Here is a 16532-nt window from a genome sequence, read left to right on the forward strand (position 1 = left end):
ACCCGGCGTCCCTCCCCCTGGTGCCCCCAGAGCCCCCTAGAGCGGGGTCAGTGGCCCGGGCACCGGGTAGGTGCCCGGGGTGGTCGGCAGCGCCGCCCAGCGCGGTGTGAGGAGCACGCGGAGGCGGGGACGCTCCTCGATGAGCCCGTTCTGCTGCGCGGGCGGCGGCACCGGTCCGCGCACCTGCCACGTCGCACCGTTGTCGACACTGACGACGATCTCCGTCTTCGTGTCGGAGACGTCCTGGTAGACGGCGACCTCGCACGCGGGCCCTCCCTCCGCCATCGAGACCCCGCGCGAGGTCTGGGGCAGCGACGCGGTGGCGAAGGAGCCGTCGGACTGCTGGATGACGAGGCGCCGGTCCGCACCCGCGCCGGCGAGGCCCCAGATGCCGCAGCCCGCCGACGTGGGGGTGGCCCACCGGATGCCGTCGACCTGGGGGAGGGCGAGACGTTGCAGGGTGCGGGCGTTGACGTCGAGGGAGCAGAGGCCGACGCCGTCGGCGCACTCGACCGTCGGGGTGCCGTAGAGGGGGGCGACAGGCCGGTCCATGACGGTGAGCTGGACCGGCTGGCGCATGATCGGCGAGAGCAGATACGGCCCCGGGCTTCGGTGTGCCCAGTACCACACCCCGTCGCCCACCTCGCGGAACAGGCCGGGGTCACGCAGGTCCGGCTGGTTGCTCGAGCCGGTGACGGCACCGAGCACGAGGAAGCGGTGGTCCGTCCCGTCGACCACCGCCATCGCCTCCCGTCCGAGGCAGTCGTGGTCGGGGGTGGGCACCTCGCATCGCTTCCACACCGTGAGGACGGTGCGCCGGTCGGCGCGTGACTCCAGCTGGCTCGCGACGAACGCGTCCGGGTGCCCGACGATCTGGTCGGCGGTCCACTCCGGCACGGCGACGGAGGTCAGCTGCGGGGTCGGCGCGGAGGGCAGGCGCTGGGCCGAGGGCCGTCCGACGCCGCTGGCCGCGAGCACGACGGCGAGCACGGCGAGGACGGCAGCCGCGGAGACCAGGGCATACCGCCGCCGGCGGTGGCGGCGGTAGCGCGTGACGATGTGCTCGAAGCCGGGCTGCTCGACCCGCCGCTCGGTGTCGCGGGCGAAGCTCGTCAGGTCAGACATGGTCCGCCTCCTTGTCGGCGAGGTGGGTGGCCATCTGTGCCCTGGCCCGGGCGAGCCGCGCCTTGACGGTGCCCTCCGGCACCGCGAGCTCGCGGGCGACCTGCGCCACGCTGAGGTCGGCGATGTAGTGGAGCACCACGGTGACCCGCACGGGCAGGCTGAGCTGGCTCAGCGCATACACGATGGCGACGTGGTCCTCCGGGGCCGCGGGGCCGAGGTCGATGCTCAGCTCGGCACGGACCCGTGGCAGCGCGCGAGCCGACACCCGCGCCCGCCGCCAGCGGTTGCGCAGCTGGTTGACGGCGACGGTGCGCAGCCAGGCCTCCTTGTTGGCGACCTCGGCGAAGTCGGCCCGGTGTGTCATGGCGGTGACGAAGGCCTCCTGCACGATGTCCTCGGCCTCGGAGAGGTTGCCGCACAGGGCGGTCACCTGCGTGACGAGCCGCCGGTAGGACACGTCATAGACCGCGCGGAGCGCATCGTCCCCGTCGCTCCGCCTGTCGTGCTCGTCGCCGCTGTGGCGATCGTCGTGCTGGCGCATGAGCCGCTCACCTGCCGATCCCCTGCTCCCGATGCTTCCACCTCGACGAAACCCGGGGAGCCGGTTCGGTTGCATCGGGTGGGCCACGGGATCTGGCGGGCGCCCACGGGCGGGGGCGTGCGGGCCTGCCCGCACGCGGTGCGCGACGACGAAGGCGCCCCGACCCACGAACGGTCGAGGCGCCCCCGAGGCGAGGGTTGCGGTCAGCGCTTGCGCGTGCCGAAGATGCTGCGCGTGATCTCGCGCCCGATCACGGTGCCGGCCGAGCGCAGCATCGACTTGAAGGCCGAGCTGCCTGCGACCTGCTCGATGATGGTCGGCTCCTCCTTTGGCGCCGCCTGCCGCTTCGGTGCCGGGGCTGCGGGGGCCGGCGCAGGTGCCGCCGGCGCCGGGGGAGCCGCGGGGGTCTGGGCCTCGAGACGCTTGGTCAGCAGCTCGTAGGCGGACTCGCGGTCGAGCACGGCGGCATACTTCGGCGCGATGGTCGAGGCGGCGATGATGCCGTCGATCGTCGCCTGCGGCGAGGGGTCCATGAGGGAGTTCGGCGCCTTCATGCGCGTCCACGCGACGGGCGTCGGCACGCCCTTGTCGGAGAGCACCGTGACGACGGCCTCGCCGATGCCGAGGCTCGTCAGCAGCTTCTCCATGTCGTATGCCGTGTGCGGGTAGGTCGCGATGGCCTGCTTGAGCGCCTTGGCGTCGTCGGGCGTGAAGGCGCGCAGCGCGTGCTGCACGCGGTTGCCGAGCTGCGCGAGCACGCCGGCGGGCACGTCCTTGGGCGACTGGGTGACGAAGAACACGCCGACGCCCTTGGAGCGGATGAGGCGCACGGTCTGCTCGATGGCCTGCAGGAACGCCTTGCTCGCGTCGTCGAAGAGCAGGTGCGCCTCGTCGAAGAAGAAGACGAGCTTGGGCTTGTCGAGGTCGCCCTCCTCGGGCAGGTCGTGGAAGAGGTCGGCGAGCAGCCACATGAGGAAGGTCGAGAAGAGCTGGGGCCGGTCCTGGACCTGGGGCAGCTCGAGGCAGGAGATGATCCCCTTGCCGTCTGCAGCCGTGCGCAGCAGGTCGCGCGTGTCGAACTCCGGCTCGCCGAAGAAGTCGCCCGCGCCCTGGTCCTCGAAGGTGATGAGGTTGCGCAGGATGACGCCCGCGGTCGCGCTCGAGAGGCCGCCGAGCTCCTTGAGGTCGGCCTTGCCCTCGTCGGAGGTGAGGTGGCTGATGACGGCGCGCAGGTCCTTGAGGTCGAGCAGCGCGAGGCCGTTCTTGTCGGCGTAGTGGAAGATCAGCCCGAGGCTGCTCTCCTGCGTGTCGTTGAGGCCGAGCACCTTGCTCAGCAGCGTCGGGCCGAAGCTCGTGATCGTCGCGCGGATGGCGATGCCGTCGCCCTTGCCGCCGAGGCTGAAGAACTCGGTGGGGTATGCCGTCGCCGTCCACTCCATGCCGACGCTCGTCGCGCGGTCGATGATCTTCGTGCCGCCCTCACCGGGGGTGGCGACGCCCGAGAGGTCGCCCTTCATGTCGGCGAGGAAGACCGGCACGCCCTGCTCCGACAGCTGCTCGGCCATGAGCTGGAGCGTCTTCGTCTTGCCGGTGCCGGTGGCTCCGGCGACGAGACCGTGGCGGTTCATCACGCTGAGCGGGATCTGCACCGGCGCGTCGGCGTGGGCCTCGTTGCCGATGACCACCGCCCCGAGCTTGAGGATGGGCCCGTCGAAGGCGTAGCCAGCCCGGATCTCGTCGAGCTGGCCGGATGTCTGATCGGGCGTCTCCGCAGCGGTGTCGGTCACGCTTCGAACTCTATCCGCCGACATCACGGGTTCGCCGCCTATGCTGACCCGGTGATTTTCAAGGCCGTTGGCGACACCCGTCCGTATCCCGACCATGGGCTCGAGACGACGAAGGACTGGTCGAACGTGCCACCTCGCGTGGTGCAGCTCGGCGAGCTCATCACGACGAAGAGCACGCTCGACCTGCGCGGGCTGCTCGCCGACGACTCGACCTTCTACGGCGACCTCTTCCCGCACTGTGTCGAGTGGGAGGGCGAGCTCTACCTCGAGGACGGGCTCCACCGCGCGCTTCGGGCGGCGCTGCAGCAGCGACCGGTGCTGCACGCGAGGGTGCTGGTGCTCACCTGACCGGACACCGGTCGGGCGGCTGACGGGGCAGACGAACGAACGAAGGAGCGGGCATGTCCGAGATCGTCGACGATGACGGTGGCCGTGGCTACCGGGTGCGGCGGCAGCGGCGCTCGGTGATCGTCATCGTCGTCGTCCTGCTCGCGCTCGCGGGGGCCTTCTACTACGCCTCGACCTACTTCCGGGCGACCGAGCCGCAGGCCGGCCCGTGCACGACCGAGCCGGTCGTCGTCGCGTTGCGCACGAGCGACGTCAGCCTCAACGTCTACAACGCGACGAACCGCAGCGGCCTCGCCTCGGCAGCCTCCAAGACCGCCATCGACCGCGGCTTCAAGGTCAAGAAGGTCGGCAACGACCCGAAGAAGGCGACGATCAAGCAGACCGCCCAGGTGCGCTTCGGCCCCGAGGGCGAGGCGTCGGCCAAGCTGCTGCTCGCCCACCTGCCCGGTGCGGTCGGCGTCAACGACAAGCGCGAGGGTGACACCGTCGACCTTGTGCTCGGCAACAAGTGGAAGAGCTTCGGACCGGTTCCGGCCGTCGTCACCCCGACCCAGACCCTGCGGCCCTGCCCGACCATCACGGTCACGCAGTAGCCCCGCACCCGCAGCCCCGCCGGCAGCCACGACAGGTCGGTGCGGAGGCCGCCGCCGCACGAGGCAGGCCCACCGGACCGGGTCCGATGGGCCTGTGCACGCCTGGCGTCCGGATCAGGCGTCAGCTGACGGGCTGCGCTGCCGAGACGAACTCGTTCGTGTAGGTCTTGCTCAGGTCGATGGACTTGCCCTGCACCTTGGGGTTGAACTCGCCGAGGACGGCGAGGCAGGTCTTCGGCCCGTCCGCGGGCATGACGCCGGTCGGGTTGAAGATGCCCTTCTCGCTGTTGAGCGCCGCGACGTAGGCGGGCTTGCCGACCCCCTTGTAGTAGCTGGCCGGCATCTTGTCGGCGATGGCGGCGCCGTCGTGCTGCTGGATCCACGAGAGGGTGGCGACGTAGGCGTTGACGAGCTTCTGGACCGTCGCCTTGTTGCTGTTGACCCAGTCGCTCTGCATGTAGAGCGAGGTCGCGGGGTACGTGCCGCCGAGCGCCGCCTTGGAGCCCTGGGCGGTGCGCATGTCGAGCAGGATGAAGGCGGTCCCATCCGAAAGTGCCTGTGAGACAGTCGGTTCGGTCGTCATGCCGCAGTCGATCGCCTTCTGCTTCATGGCCGCGATGAAGGTCTGTCCCGCACCGACGCCGCGTCGCGTCTCCTGCGTCGGGTCGACGCCGTTCTTCTTGCTGAGGTACTGCGTGAGGAAGTCGGTCGACGATCCCGTGTCGGTGATCCCGAGCGAGCGACCCTTGAAGTCGGCCGGGCTCTTGACGGTGCCTTTGAGGTCGCTGCGGCACAGCTCGACCTCACCGGGGATCTGGAGCATCGAGATGACGGCCTCGGACGACTTGCCCTGGGCCTGCAGCGCGATGTTGTGGTCGTAGAAGCCACCGACGCCCTGGACCTGGCCGGCGAGCATGTTCTGCGTCGCGTCGCCACCCGCCGGCTCGTCAACGAGGTTGACGTTGACCCCGGCCTTGTCGTAGTAACCGAGCTGCTTGGCGAGCATGAAGGGCAGGTAGATCTGCTTGCTCATGCCGCCGACCATGATCGTCACGGTGGGGGCGTCCGCGCCGGCGCCTGCGGTGCCGGCGGCTGTCGTGGCACCCGAGGCGTTGTTGGCGCAGGCGGCCATCGTCGTTGCCGCGAGGAGGGCGGCGCCTGCGGCGCCGATCCGCTTGGTGTTCATGGGAACTCTCCTTTGAGTCGTTGAGTGGTGGTGTGGGGTTGTCGTGTCGGTTGGGTGGTGGGGGTGGACGGGTTGTCGGAGGAGACGGGCGGGTGCGCTGGGGTCGCTGTCGTCACTCGACCGCTGCACCTCCGTGGGTCTGTGGCGGCCGCCACCGGAGCAGGCGCCGTTCGAGGAGGGTGATGAGCCCTTCCGCCGTCAGGGCGACGACGGCGACGAGGACCATGCCGGCGAGCACCCCGTTCATGTCGAAGTTGTTCTGCGACGAGCGGATGAGCAGGCCGAGGCCCTGGTTGGCGCCGAGGATCTCGCCGACGAGCGCCCCGATGAGGGCGAAGCCGAAGCTGATGTGCAGGCTCGCGAGGATCCAGGTGAAGGCCGAGGGCAGCACGACGTCGCGGGTGACCCGCCAGCGTGAGGCGCCGAGCAGGCGGGCGTTCGCGATGAGGTTGCGGTCGACCTCGCGGGCGCCCTGGAAGGCGTTGAAGAACACCCCGAAGAAGACGAGGACGACGGCGAGGAGCACCTTAGACTGCATGCCGAAGCCGAAGGCGACGGTGAAGATCGAGCCGAGGATGATGCGCGGGATCGAGTTGGCGGCCTTGAGGAACGGCGCGAAGAGCTCGGAGAGCAGCTGCACCCGGCCGAGGGCGATGCCCAGGACGACGCCGAGGACCGCGCCGATGAGGAAGCCGAGCACCGCCTCCTCGAGGGTGATGATGATCTGGTCCGCGAGCGAGCCCTGGCTCGTGCCCTCGGTGAACCAGCCGTACATCGTGGCCCACACTCCCTGGGGCTCGCCCCAGAAGAAGGGGTCGACCACCTTGGCACCCACCCCCAGCTGCCACAGCGCGAGCAGGGCGGCGACGACTGCGAGGCGTGCGGCGGCGAGCCACGCACGTCGTCGCCGAGCCCGGCTCCGGGGGGTGGGGCCGGCAGCGTGGCTCTCGACCGGGCCGCGGGCCAGGTTCTCAGCCGGGGCGCCCGCGGGGCTCTCGACGGGGCTGCCGGAGCCGGCGGAGGGGGCGGCATACGGGCTGGGGGTGCTTGCGGCGCTCGCCGGGGCTCCCGACGGGCCCGCGACGGCGTCGCGCTGGGTCGGTAGGTCGATCATGACGCCACCTCCGCCAGGCGGGTCGTCCGCGCATACGCCTCGGCGACCTCGGTGCGCAGGGCCTCCCAGATCTGCTCGTAGAGCCTGGTGAAGCGTGGGTCGAAACGGATCTCCTGGACGACGCGCGGCCGCGGCAGGTCGATCTCGAACTCCGCCTTCACCGTGCCGGGCCCGGCCTTCAGCACGACGACCTTGTCGGCGAGGGCGATGGCCTCCTCGAGGTCGTGCGTCACGAAGACGACGCTCGGCCGCGTCTGGTCCCAGAGGTGGAGCAGCTCGGTCGACATGATCGCCCGGGTCTGCACGTCGAGGGCGCTGAACGGCTCGTCCATGAGCAGGATCCGCGGCTGGTTGATGAGCGACTGCGCGAGGGCGACGCGCTTGCGCATGCCTCCGGAGAGCTGGTGCGGATAGCGGTCCTCGAAGCCGCCGAGGCCGACCCGCCGCAACCAGTCGCGGGCCAGGCCCAGGGCCTCCGACCGTCGCTGCCCCCGGTAGAGCGGGCCGGCAGCGACGTTGTCGAGCACCGTCTTCCACGGGAAGACGGCGTCCTGCTGGAAGACGAAGCCCGTGCTCGTCTCGATGCCGCGGACCGGAACGCCGTCGATGAGCGCCTCTCCGCGAGAGGGCCGCTCGAGCCCCGAGACGAGGGTGAGCGTCGTGGACTTGCCGCAGCCGGTGGGCCCGACGACGGCGCAGAACTGCCCGTCCTCGACCGTCAGCGACAGGTCCTGGATCGCGGTGTAGGTGCCGCCGTCCGCCGTGGCGAACTTCTTGGTGACATTGCGTAGCTCGATGGCTGCCATGCGCCTCGCCCTTTCTCCTCGTTGAGTGGCGTCGTGAGTGGCGTCACCGTAGGAGCGGATCGGGCGTGGCTGGAATGCTTGTGATCGTTCGGAGAGATAGCCGCGATAGACATGGTTTTGTGCAATCTGCTCAGCCATGCTGGTGGCGACGCCGACGAGGGCGTCACCCCTCCACGTGACGCCGACCGTGGACCGTGAGTGTGGACCTGAGTGTGGAGCTGGAGCGTTGGCCTTGAGCGTGCACCTCGACGAGCGGAGGAGAGGTATGCCGCGACTGGCGCGCACGCTGGCCGCCCGGATCCTGCTGGCCGTCCTCGGGATCGTCGTCGTGACGCTCGCCGTCGGCTTCGCGCTCTTCGCGCGCCTGACGTCGCAGACCGCCGACGAGCGCGCCATCGAGCAGGCCAGCGGGATCGCGGTGACCCTCGGACGGGTGCCGCAGGTCGCCCAGGCAGTCGTGGACGGCGACCCTTCCCACGTGCTGTCGGCCCTCGGGTCGCAGGTCCGGGCCTCGACGGGCGCCTCCTACGTCGTCATCATCGACCGCACCGGCCGTCGCTGGTCGCACCCCAACCCGGCGCTCATCGGGCAGCGCGTCGAGGAGCCGGTCATGGCCCTCGACGGGCAGGTGCACACCGGCATCGACGAGGGCAGCCTCGGACGCTCGGCCAACGCCCGGGCGCCGATCGTCGACGCCGCGGGCCGACCGGTAGGAGAGGTGTCGGTCGGCATCCTCGAGTCGGAGGTGAGCGGACGGCTGGATGCCGAGGTGCTCGACATCGCCCTCTACGCCGCGATCGCTCTCGCCCTCGGGGTCGCGGCGTCACTGCTCCTCGCCCGCGCCATCAAGCGGGTGACCTTCGGGGTCGAGCCCGCCGAGATCGTCGCCCTGGTGCAGGAGCGCGAGGCCATGCTCTACGGCGTCCGCGAGGGGGTCCTGGCGGTCGACGCCAAGGGGGCGATCAACGTCCTCAACGACGAGGCCCGCCGCCTGCTCGGCATCGAGTCGGCCAGCCTCGGCCAGCGGGTCGAGGACGTCGTGCCTGACGGCCGCCTGCGACGCGTCATCACCGGCGAGATCGAGGGAGTCGACCTCGTCGCCGTCACCGACGAGCACCTGCTCGTGCTCAACCGGATGCCGGTGCTCGTGGGCGGGCGGGGCGTCGGTTGGGTCGTCACGATCCGCGACCGCACCGAGCTCGAGGCCCTGATGCGCCAGCTCGACTCGATGGAGGCGCTCTCGACGGCCCTGCGTGCGCAGGAGCACGAGTTCTCCAACCGGCTCCACGTGCTGTCCGTGCTGCTCGAGCTCGGGGAGGTCGAGGAGGCGACGCGCTACAGCGAGGAGCTGCAGGCCGAGACGGCCCTCGTCAGCGAGGAGATCCGGGCGCGGGTCGGCTCACCCGTCGTGGCCGCCCTGCTGCTCGCGAAGACGACGGTGGCGGCAGAGCGTGACGTCGTCGTGCGCCTCGACCCGGCGAGCCGCCTCGAGGCCGGCCACGACGCCGAGCTGCCGGTGGTGACGGTCCTCGGCAACCTCGTCGACAACGCCGTCGACGCCGTCGCCGACGACTCGCGCACGGCCGGCACCCATCCCCGTGGCGAGGTGCTCGTGCGCATCGAGGGCACCGCCGACGCCCTCCTCCTGACGGTCACCGACACCGGTCCGGGCATCCCCGCGGAGCGGCTCGGTGACGTCTTCGTCGACGGCTACACGACGAAGAAGCCGCGCGGCGCCATGCGGCGCGGCGTCGGGCTCGCGCTCGTGCACCGCCTCGTCACCCGGGCCGGCGGCACGATCGAGGCGAGCTCGCCCGCCGGCGCCCGGTTCGAGGTCCGCCTCCCGCTCCGGGTGCGCGAGGTGGTGACGTGATCCGTGTCCTCGTCGTCGACGACGACTACCACGTCGCGCACGCCCATGCCCTGAGCGTGGCGCGGATCCCCGGCTTCACGACGGTCGGCGAGGCGCACACCGGTGCCGAAGCGCTCGAGCTGGTGGCGTCGACCGCGCCCGACCTGCTGCTGCTCGACATGTACCTTCCGGACTTCAGCGGCCTCGAGCTGGTGCGGCAGGTGGCCGTCTCGGGGGAGCGGGTGCCGGACTTCCTGCTCGTCACCGCCGCCCGCGACATCGACTCGGTGCGCACCGCGATGCAGCTCGGGGCGTTCTACTACCTCGTCAAGCCGTTCACCTTCGTCGCGCTGCGCGAGCAGCTCGAGGGCTACCGCACCTGGGTCGAGCGGATCGACCGGTCGCCCGAAGCAGACCAGCACGTCGTCGACGCCCTCTACAGCCTGCGCGGTGCGCCGCCGCGCCGGGCGGCGACGACCCGCTCGCTGCAGCCGACGATGGCCCGAGTGCTCGAGATCGTCGCCGCCGCCCCAGCACCGATCGGGGCCGCCGAGGTCGCCGAGATCCTCGGCGCCAGTCGGCCCACCGCCCAGCGTTACCTCGCGGGGCTCGTCACGAAGCAGCTGCTCGACCTCGACCTCACCTACGGGTCGACGGGCCGTCCGGAGCACCGCTACGTGCCGCGTCGCGCCTGAGCGGGACCCGGGCGCACGTATGCCGTCCGGCGCGGACCGCGCCGGACGGCATACGTCGTCGTGGGGTGGGGCTCAGGACGTGTAGGGGATGCGCTCCCAGGACAGCACGTGGTCGGCGCCCGGCCGGTTGACCGTGACCTCGAGGAAGTCCTTGTTGTTGCTCGAGCCGTCGACCGTGACGCGAGTCAGGTTGTCGGCCGAGCCCTGCACGTCGTAGAAGTCGAGCCACTTCGACCCGGCCGCGAGCGGCTTGTCGGAGTTGTAGACGTGGCTGTCACCGTTGAAGAGGTAGACCTCGCCGTCGAACGCCGTGGACTGCGCGACGAGCTCTCGCACGAGCGGCTGGAAGGCCGAGTCGTCGGCCCACGACACGGCATACGTCGGGTCGAACATGTCGGCCTGGAGGAAGAGCGCGACGGCGCGGTCATGCCGCTGACGCGCGTCGGCAAAGGTCGAGCGCACCTGTGCCACAGCGTTGTCCATCCGTGCCGTCTCCTCTGCGACCTGCTCGGGAGTCGGGGTCGGGTGGCCCAGCTCGGGCCAGGGGAGCAGGCCGTTGTTGCTACCCACGACGTGGAGTGTCGCGATGTCGATGCCCTGCCTGCGGAAGGAGACGTTCTCCGGGAAGCCGGCGGACTGCTGCGACGCGACGGTTATGTCAGCGCCGAGGGTGTGGCCGGGTCGGGTGAAGAACGTCGAGCGGATGGCCGCGAGGCGCTCCAGCGGGTCGTAGGTGCCGTTGTTGGTGCGGTGGCAGTCGGTCCACTCGTTGTCACCGGGCGTGTAGACGAGCGGCATGGTGAACCGGTCGAACTGGGCGCGGATCATCCCGAAGTACTCGTTTGTGCACTTCGAGGAGCCGTTCTTGATGTCACCGACGTGGATCGTGAACGACAGGTTCGGCGTCGCGTTGATCTGGTCGACCCACTTCGGGAAGGCCGCGACCTGGGCATCGCCGTACGGCACGTCACCGATGACGGCGAACTGGTAGTGGCCGTCCTTGGACTGTCCGGGGGCGTCGGTGGCGGCCGACGCAACCGAGGCGAGAGCCGGAAGGACGGCGAGCGCGGCGGCGGCCGCGAGGGCGGAGGTGCGAGAGATCTGCATGACCCCCGTTCTCTCGCACCGTGGTGGAACGGCGCCACCACCAACGCGTGAACGTCAGGCGTCGAGACGCACCAGGGTGGCGACGATGAGGGCCTTGATCGTGTGCATGCGGTTCTCGGCCTGGTCGAAGACGATCGAGGCCTCCGACTCGAAGACGTCGTCGGTGACCTCGAGCTCCTTGAGTCCGAACTGCTCGTGCACGTCCTGCCCGACCTGCGTCTCGAGGTCGTGGAAGGCAGGCAGGCAGTGCATGAACTTCACACGCGGATTGCCTGACAGCGCAAGGAGATCGGCGTTGACCTGGTAGGGCGTGAGCAGCTCGATGCGCTCGGCCCACACCTCCTTGGGCTCGCCCATCGACACCCAGACGTCGGTGTGCACGAAGTCGACGCCGCGCACCCCCTTCGCCACGTCGTCGGTGAGCGTCACGCGCGCACCGGTCTGGGCGGCATACCGCCTCGCGACGGCGACGACGTCGTCGGTGGGCCACAGCGAGCGCGGGGCGACGATGCGCACATCCATGCCGAGCATGGCACCAGTGACGAGGAGGGAGTTGCCGACGTTGAAGCGGGCGTCGCCGACGTAGGCGTAGGCGATCTCGTCGTCGGGCTTGCCGGCGTGCTCGCGCATCGTCAGGGCGTCGCAGAGCGACTGCGTCGGGTGCCAGTCGTCGGTGAGGCCGTTCCAGACCGGAACACCGGCGTGGGCGGCGAGGGTCTCGACGACGTCCTGGCGCGTGCCGCGGTACTCGATGCCGTCGTAGAGGCGGCCGAGGACGCGCGCGGTGTCCTTTGCGGACTCCTTGTGGCCGATCTGCGAGCCGCTCGGGTCGAGGTAGGTCGTGCTCGCGCCCTGGTCGGCGGCCGCGACCTCGAAGGCGCAGCGGGTGCGGGTCGAGGTCTTCTCGAAGATGAGCGCGATGTTGCGACCGACGAGCCGGCGCTCCTCACGCCCCTCGCGCTTGGCCGCCTTGAGGTCGGCGGCGAGGTCGAGCAGGGCTCGCAGCTCGTCGACCGAGAGGTCGGTCTCGCGCAGGAGGCTGCGCTGGTGCAGGGCGGAGAGGATGCTGCCGGCAGTCATCGCCCGATGCTGTCAGGTGCCGCTCGCGAGCGGCAACGCGATCTCATGCCGACCCGTCGGGGGCTGCAGGTCTGGGTCGGTCAGAAGTACTCCGTGATGTAGGGCGAGGCCGCGAAGACCAGGTCGAGGGCGGCGTCGTCGTCGGGCGAGCCGTCGGTGAGCAGACCCGCGAGCCTCAGCCGTGACGCGGACCAGCCGCACCAGAGCGCGGCCAGGCCGCGGGCCCCCACTCGCGCGGGGCGCCCGTCGTCGGTCGGGTCAGCGTCGGCTCGCTCGGCACGGCCGGAGCCGTCGCGCACAGACAGCCGCCACCGGCCGCTGTTGCGGGGAGCCTCGTCGTCGTGGACGACGAGGTCGACCCCGGCGCGCACGACAGGGGCGAAACCCCTGGCCCCGAAGGCGGCTTCGAGGTCGATGACGCGGGCCATCCACGGCACCTGGTGCACCTCCTCGGAGGGCAGGCCACCGAGCACCAGGGTGAGCGGATCGCGCGGGTCGAGGTAGGTGTGCACGGTCTGCACCGCGGCCGAGCCCGATCCGACGAGACCCCAGAGGGCTGCGGCAGACTCGGGCGTCGCCGCGACGAGGTGCTCGACGGTGAGGGCCTCGGTGGCCAGGTCGTAGATGACGAGACCGTCGGGCAGGACGTAGGTGATGAGCTGGTCGAGCTCGATCATGCGCCGCACCTTCTCGACGCTGGGCGGCATCGGTCCGCTTCGGCCGTGTGTCGCGGCGTCGTCGCGCAGCATCCGGTGGATCGCCTCCGCGTCGTCGGGACGGGCTCGGCGTGGCCGAGGCGCGGGGGACGGTGTTTGACCCCGCCCCATCGGGCGCGAGCCGAGGTCGCGGAGGGTCGGGCCGGCATACGTCGTGCGCTGTTGCACCCCGCCCACCTCGTAGCCCGACCGGCGGTAGAGGCTCACGGTCGTGGGGAAGAGGCACGACACGACGTCACCGAGCTCGCCCATCCGGGCGATGAGCCCGCGCGTCACGGTCGTCGCGACGCCCTGCCCCCGAGCGCTCGGCTCGACGTAGACGCCGGCGATGCCCCCCATCTGCAGTTGGCGGCCTCCCCACGCCTGCTCGTAGGGGCGGATCCGCCCCGCCCCGACGAGCTGGCCGCCCTCGTCGGTCACGCCGAGCCATCGGCCGCCGAGCGTCTCGGCGGCGACGCGCTCCCACCACGTGCCGCCGTCTCCCGACTGAAGGCGGCCGAAGGCCCTGTTGCGGAGGGAGAGCACCGCCGGCAGGTCGGCTTCCGTGATGTCGCGCAGGTGCAGGGTCATGCGTCGACCGTAGTGGCGTCGTCCCACGCGCCACGGTGCAGGAGTGACGACGAGGCCACTCGACGGGCGGAGGCGGTCTGTTATCGCTCGAGTGGCCGCGTGGTCCCAGGTGTCACGGGGCAGGAGTGACGACGGGGCCACTCGAGGGGGTGCGGGGTGGGCGCACGGCCGGCACCGCGAAGATCGCGACGAGGGCGAGGCCGCCGACGACGAGCAGCGAGTGGAGCACGCCGACGTGGTCGCCGAGGAAGCCGAGCAGCGGGGGCCCGGCGAGGAAGGCGGTGTAGCCGATCGTCGTCACGACGCTGATGCGCGCGGCGGCCCGCAGGGGCTCGTCGGCCGCTGCGCTCATGCCGACCGGGAAGCCGAGGCTGGCGCCGATGCCCCAGACTGCGGCACCGACGAAGGCGAGGGCCGGCCCGCCGAAGACGACGAGCAGGCACCCGACCACGGCGGCGACGAAGAGCACGCGCAGGACGGGCACGCGGCCCCGGCGGTCGAGCACGCGGGTGCCGAGCAGGCGGCCCGCCGTCATGGCAGTGAGGAACACCGCGAAGCCCAGCACCCCGGCCCAGCGAGGCATGCCGTAGCCGTCGGAGAGCGCGACGCCGATCCAGTCGTTGGCCGTGCCCTCGGTGAAGGCCGCAGCGAAGACGACGATGCCGATGAGCAGCGTCCGCGGCTCGAGCCAGGCCCGGCCGATGCCGGCCTTCTCGTGCACCTGCGTGCCGTGCTCGTCGAGCTCGACCGTGCGGGGCAGGAAGGCGCGGAGGAACCACGGTGTGACCGACAGCAGGATGATGACGACGCCACCGAGGTGCACGGCGATGGGCACGTGCAGGGCCGAAAGTCCCGCTCCCACAAGCGCGCTCACCACCGTGCCGCCGCTGAAGGCTGCGTGGAAGTGCGGCATGATCGCGCGCCCGAGGTGCTGCTCGACCTGGGTGCCCTCGAGGTTCATGCCGACGTCGAAGATGCCGGTGCCCAGCCCGACGAGGAAGAGGCCCGCCATCGCGAGCGGACGGCTGTGGGCCACCGAGACCGCCAGGCCGAGACCGACGAGACCCGCGCTCTGGACGACGGCCGCGCCCATGAGGGTTCGGGCCGCACCGAGCCGGTGGACGATGAAGCCGGAGATGGGCAGACCGATGACGGAGCCGAGCGACGCCGCGAGCAGCGTCAGCCCGAGCTCGCCGGCGGACAACGACAGCTCGTGCTTGAGGTCGGGCACGCGCGATGCGAAGGCCGCGAACGCCGCGCCGTTGATGGCAAAGGCCGTGAACACCGCAGCGCGTGCGGTCCGCACGACCGACTGGGGTGGGGTGGTGACGGCGGTGTCCATGGGTGAAGCCTCTCGCGCCTTGCTGGTGAGTCGGGGGTGTTTCGGTGGGGTCGATGCGTGGTCGGCGTCTGCTCGAATCGATTCGACCGAACCGTTTCGATAGGATGCCTCCCATGGTGTCCCGAGGTCAAGCCCGGCCGACCCTGCGCACCGTGGCCGAGCGGGCCGGGGTGTCGGTGTCAACGGCCTCTCTCGTCTTCAGCGGCAAGGGCCCGGTCGCGACGGCCACTGCCGAGCGGGTCAAGGAGGCGGCGGCCGAGCTCGGGTTCGCCGGGCCGAACCCGCTCGCCTCGTCGCTGCGTCAGGGCCGCGCCGGAGCCGTCGGGGTGCTCGTCGACGGCCGGTTGCAGATGGCCTTCCGTGACCCCTTCGCCATCGCCGTGCTCGACGGGCTCGCCGAGGAGCTCGAGTCGATCCCGACCGGCATGCTCCTCATCGGGCAGCCCTCCGGGTCGCCTGAGTCCACCGTGCCGCGGCTGGCCGGGCTCGCCCTCGACGCTGTCGTCTTCTCGCTGTGCGGTCCGGGCGACCACCCCGCGGTCGAGCACCTCGCTGCCCGCGGCATCCCGATGTTCAGCACCGGGGTGCCCGCCGACCGGCGCATCACCCAGGTACGGGTCGACGAGCGCGGCGCGGCCGCCGAGATCGCCCGCTATCTGCACCGGCTGGGTCACCGCCGGGTCGCGACGGTTGCGATGCCGATGCTCCCGAGCAGCGTGGCCGGCCCGGTGCCCGAGGGCGAGGTCTCGCACCGCAGCGCCAGCGTGCCGTCGGTCGGCCGGCTGCTCGGCTTCCGCGACGTCTTCCCTGACGGGGCGGCGTTGCAGACGGGCGACGGCTCGTCGGTCGAGGGCGGCATCGCGGCCGGTCGGGCCCTGCTCGACGTGCCGGTCGCCGAGCGGCCGACCGCCATCGTCGCTCAGTCCGACGTCATCGCCGCAGGCGTCGTCATCGCGGCCGAGGAGCTGGGCCTCACGGTTCCGGCCGATCTGTCTGTCACCGGCTTCGACGGGGTCGACCTGCCGTGGCTGCCGCACCGCCTGACGACGATGGACCAGCAGGGCCGCGAGAAGGGCCGCATCCTCGGCACCCTCGTGCGACGCACCCTCGCCGGAGGCCGGCCGCGCAGCATCACCCAGCCGGTCACGCTGCGCGAGGGCACGACGACCGCGCCACCGCGCGGCTGAGCCGGCCCTGCCGACCGCGCCGGACGGCATACCGCAGCGCAGCGGCCGACGAACTGCTCTCTCGATCGGGACGCAATCGAGAGAGCACTTCGTCGGGGCGGCAACAGCGCTCGCGCTCAGGAGGTCGGCGACCGCGTCCCAGAGTGCAGTCGAGAGAGCACTTCGTCCGGGAGGGGCCGGGGCAAAAGAGGACACCCCACGTACCTGGAAGAGCTCTCCTACCCTTGCTGCATTCCTGCCCTGGGGGAGTTCGGAGAGGTACCACCACGCGGGGTGCCGACGACGAGTGTATGCCGCAAGCCCCCTCCGGCCGAAACCGGCCTCCCGGATTTCTTGAGGACGCCGGTCCTCCGGTAGCCTCCCCCACGGAGGATTCGCATAGTGGCCTAGTGCGCACGATTGGAAATCGTGTTGGGATAAAACCCTCGGGGGTTCAAATCCCCCATCCTCCGCCACCGAGCAAGCCCCCATCGCGCCGAGCGC

15 protein-coding genes, 1 tRNA gene and 1 other RNA gene are annotated in these 16532 nt (G+C 71.1%); 6 read left to right on the top strand and 11 right to left on the bottom strand.

Annotated features, from left to right (window positions below; all coding sequences use genetic code 11):
* Positions 1-36: 36 nt before the first annotated feature.
* The 3 genes from FHX52_RS21615 to FHX52_RS21625 all read right to left on the bottom strand — a co-directional run bounded on the left by FHX52_RS21615 (position 37) and on the right by FHX52_RS21625 (position 3477).
* Positions 37-1125: a hypothetical protein gene (locus tag FHX52_RS21615; RefSeq protein ID WP_141824408.1), complete on the bottom strand. Its 1089-nt coding sequence runs from the start codon at positions 1123-1125 to the stop codon at positions 37-39.
* Positions 1118-1666 (bottom strand): RNA polymerase sigma factor, encoded by a 549-nt coding sequence (locus tag FHX52_RS21620; protein WP_141824409.1) that lies wholly within the window; start codon positions 1664-1666, stop codon positions 1118-1120. Before FHX52_RS21620 ends, FHX52_RS21615 begins: the two co-directional genes overlap by 8 nt.
* A 203-nt stretch (positions 1667-1869) precedes the next feature.
* Positions 1870-3477 (bottom strand): helicase HerA-like domain-containing protein, encoded by a 1608-nt coding sequence (locus FHX52_RS21625; protein ID WP_141824410.1) that lies wholly within the window; start codon positions 3475-3477, stop codon positions 1870-1872.
* A gap of 27 nt (positions 3478-3504) precedes the next feature.
* On the opposite strand from FHX52_RS21625, the gene FHX52_RS21630 reads away from it, so the two are divergent.
* Both FHX52_RS21630 and FHX52_RS21635 read left to right on the top strand, forming a co-directional pair.
* A complete protein-coding gene (locus tag FHX52_RS21630) occupies positions 3505-3801 on the top strand; it encodes a type II toxin-antitoxin system VapB family antitoxin (RefSeq protein WP_141824411.1) in 297 nt (98 codons plus the stop codon).
* Positions 3802-3854: 53 nt separating this feature from the next.
* On the top strand, positions 3855-4394 hold the full coding sequence (locus FHX52_RS21635) for a LytR C-terminal domain-containing protein (RefSeq protein WP_141824412.1): 540 nt from the start codon (positions 3855-3857) through the stop codon (positions 4392-4394).
* 121 nt (positions 4395-4515) lie between these two features.
* Here the strand turns inward: FHX52_RS21635 and FHX52_RS21640 are convergent, their stop codons facing one another.
* The 3 genes from FHX52_RS21640 to FHX52_RS21650 form a co-directional block, all read right to left on the bottom strand.
* Positions 4516-5580: an ABC transporter substrate-binding protein gene (locus FHX52_RS21640; RefSeq protein WP_141824413.1), complete on the bottom strand. Its 1065-nt coding sequence runs from the start codon at positions 5578-5580 to the stop codon at positions 4516-4518.
* 112 nt (positions 5581-5692) lie between these two features.
* Positions 5693-6694 (bottom strand): ABC transporter permease, encoded by a 1002-nt coding sequence (locus FHX52_RS21645; protein ID WP_141824414.1) that lies wholly within the window; start codon positions 6692-6694, stop codon positions 5693-5695.
* Complete coding sequence (locus FHX52_RS21650) at positions 6691-7500, bottom strand: ABC transporter ATP-binding protein (RefSeq protein ID WP_141824415.1); 810 nt, start codon at positions 7498-7500, stop codon at positions 6691-6693. The genes FHX52_RS21645 and FHX52_RS21650 overlap by 4 nt, the downstream gene beginning before the upstream one ends.
* Positions 7501-7738: 238 nt before the next feature.
* Here FHX52_RS21650 and FHX52_RS21655 point away from each other — a divergent pair, with 238 nt between their 5' ends.
* On the top strand, positions 7739-9373 hold the full coding sequence (locus tag FHX52_RS21655) for an ATP-binding protein (RefSeq protein WP_246070376.1): 1635 nt from the start codon (positions 7739-7741) through the stop codon (positions 9371-9373).
* Complete coding sequence (locus tag FHX52_RS21660) at positions 9370-10047, top strand: response regulator (protein ID WP_141824416.1); 678 nt, start codon at positions 9370-9372, stop codon at positions 10045-10047. The genes FHX52_RS21655 and FHX52_RS21660 overlap by 4 nt, the downstream gene beginning before the upstream one ends.
* Before the next feature lie 72 nt (positions 10048-10119).
* Here the strand turns inward: FHX52_RS21660 and FHX52_RS21665 are convergent, their stop codons facing one another.
* The 4 genes from FHX52_RS21665 to FHX52_RS21680 all read right to left on the bottom strand — a co-directional run bounded on the left by FHX52_RS21665 (position 10120) and on the right by FHX52_RS21680 (position 14862).
* A complete protein-coding gene (locus tag FHX52_RS21665) occupies positions 10120-11154 on the bottom strand; it encodes a metallophosphoesterase (protein ID WP_141824417.1) in 1035 nt (344 codons plus the stop codon).
* 54 nt (positions 11155-11208) lie between these two features.
* The gene (gene argF, locus FHX52_RS21670) at positions 11209-12234 is read right to left on the bottom strand and encodes an ornithine carbamoyltransferase (protein WP_141824418.1); all 1026 of its coding nucleotides are present in this window, start codon (positions 12232-12234) and stop codon (positions 11209-11211) included.
* Positions 12235-12314: 80 nt separating this feature from the next.
* On the bottom strand, positions 12315-13520 hold the full coding sequence (locus FHX52_RS21675) for a GNAT family N-acetyltransferase (RefSeq protein ID WP_141824419.1): 1206 nt from the start codon (positions 13518-13520) through the stop codon (positions 12315-12317).
* Between the two features lie 112 nt (positions 13521-13632).
* On the bottom strand, positions 13633-14862 hold the full coding sequence (locus FHX52_RS21680; protein ID WP_141824420.1) for an MFS transporter: 1230 nt from the start codon (positions 14860-14862) through the stop codon (positions 13633-13635).
* Positions 14863-14975: 113 nt separating this feature from the next.
* On the opposite strand from FHX52_RS21680, the gene FHX52_RS21685 reads away from it, so the two are divergent.
* Positions 14976-16049, top strand: coding sequence for a LacI family DNA-binding transcriptional regulator (locus FHX52_RS21685; RefSeq protein ID WP_141824421.1), 1074 nt, complete (start codon positions 14976-14978; stop codon positions 16047-16049).
* A 184-nt stretch (positions 16050-16233) separates the two neighbouring features.
* Here the strand turns inward: FHX52_RS21685 and ffs are convergent.
* Positions 16234-16330, bottom strand: an RNA gene (ffs, locus tag FHX52_RS21690) — signal recognition particle sRNA small type.
* An 86-nt stretch (positions 16331-16416) separates the two neighbouring features.
* Here ffs and FHX52_RS21695 point away from each other — a divergent pair.
* Positions 16417-16504 (top strand) — tRNA-Ser (locus FHX52_RS21695).
* Positions 16505-16532: the final 28 nt, after the last annotated feature.

Origin of the sequence: Humibacillus xanthopallidus (assembly GCF_006717145.1) — a bacterium.
In the GTDB taxonomy this organism is placed as follows: domain Bacteria; phylum Actinomycetota; class Actinomycetes; order Actinomycetales; family Dermatophilaceae; genus Humibacillus; species Humibacillus xanthopallidus.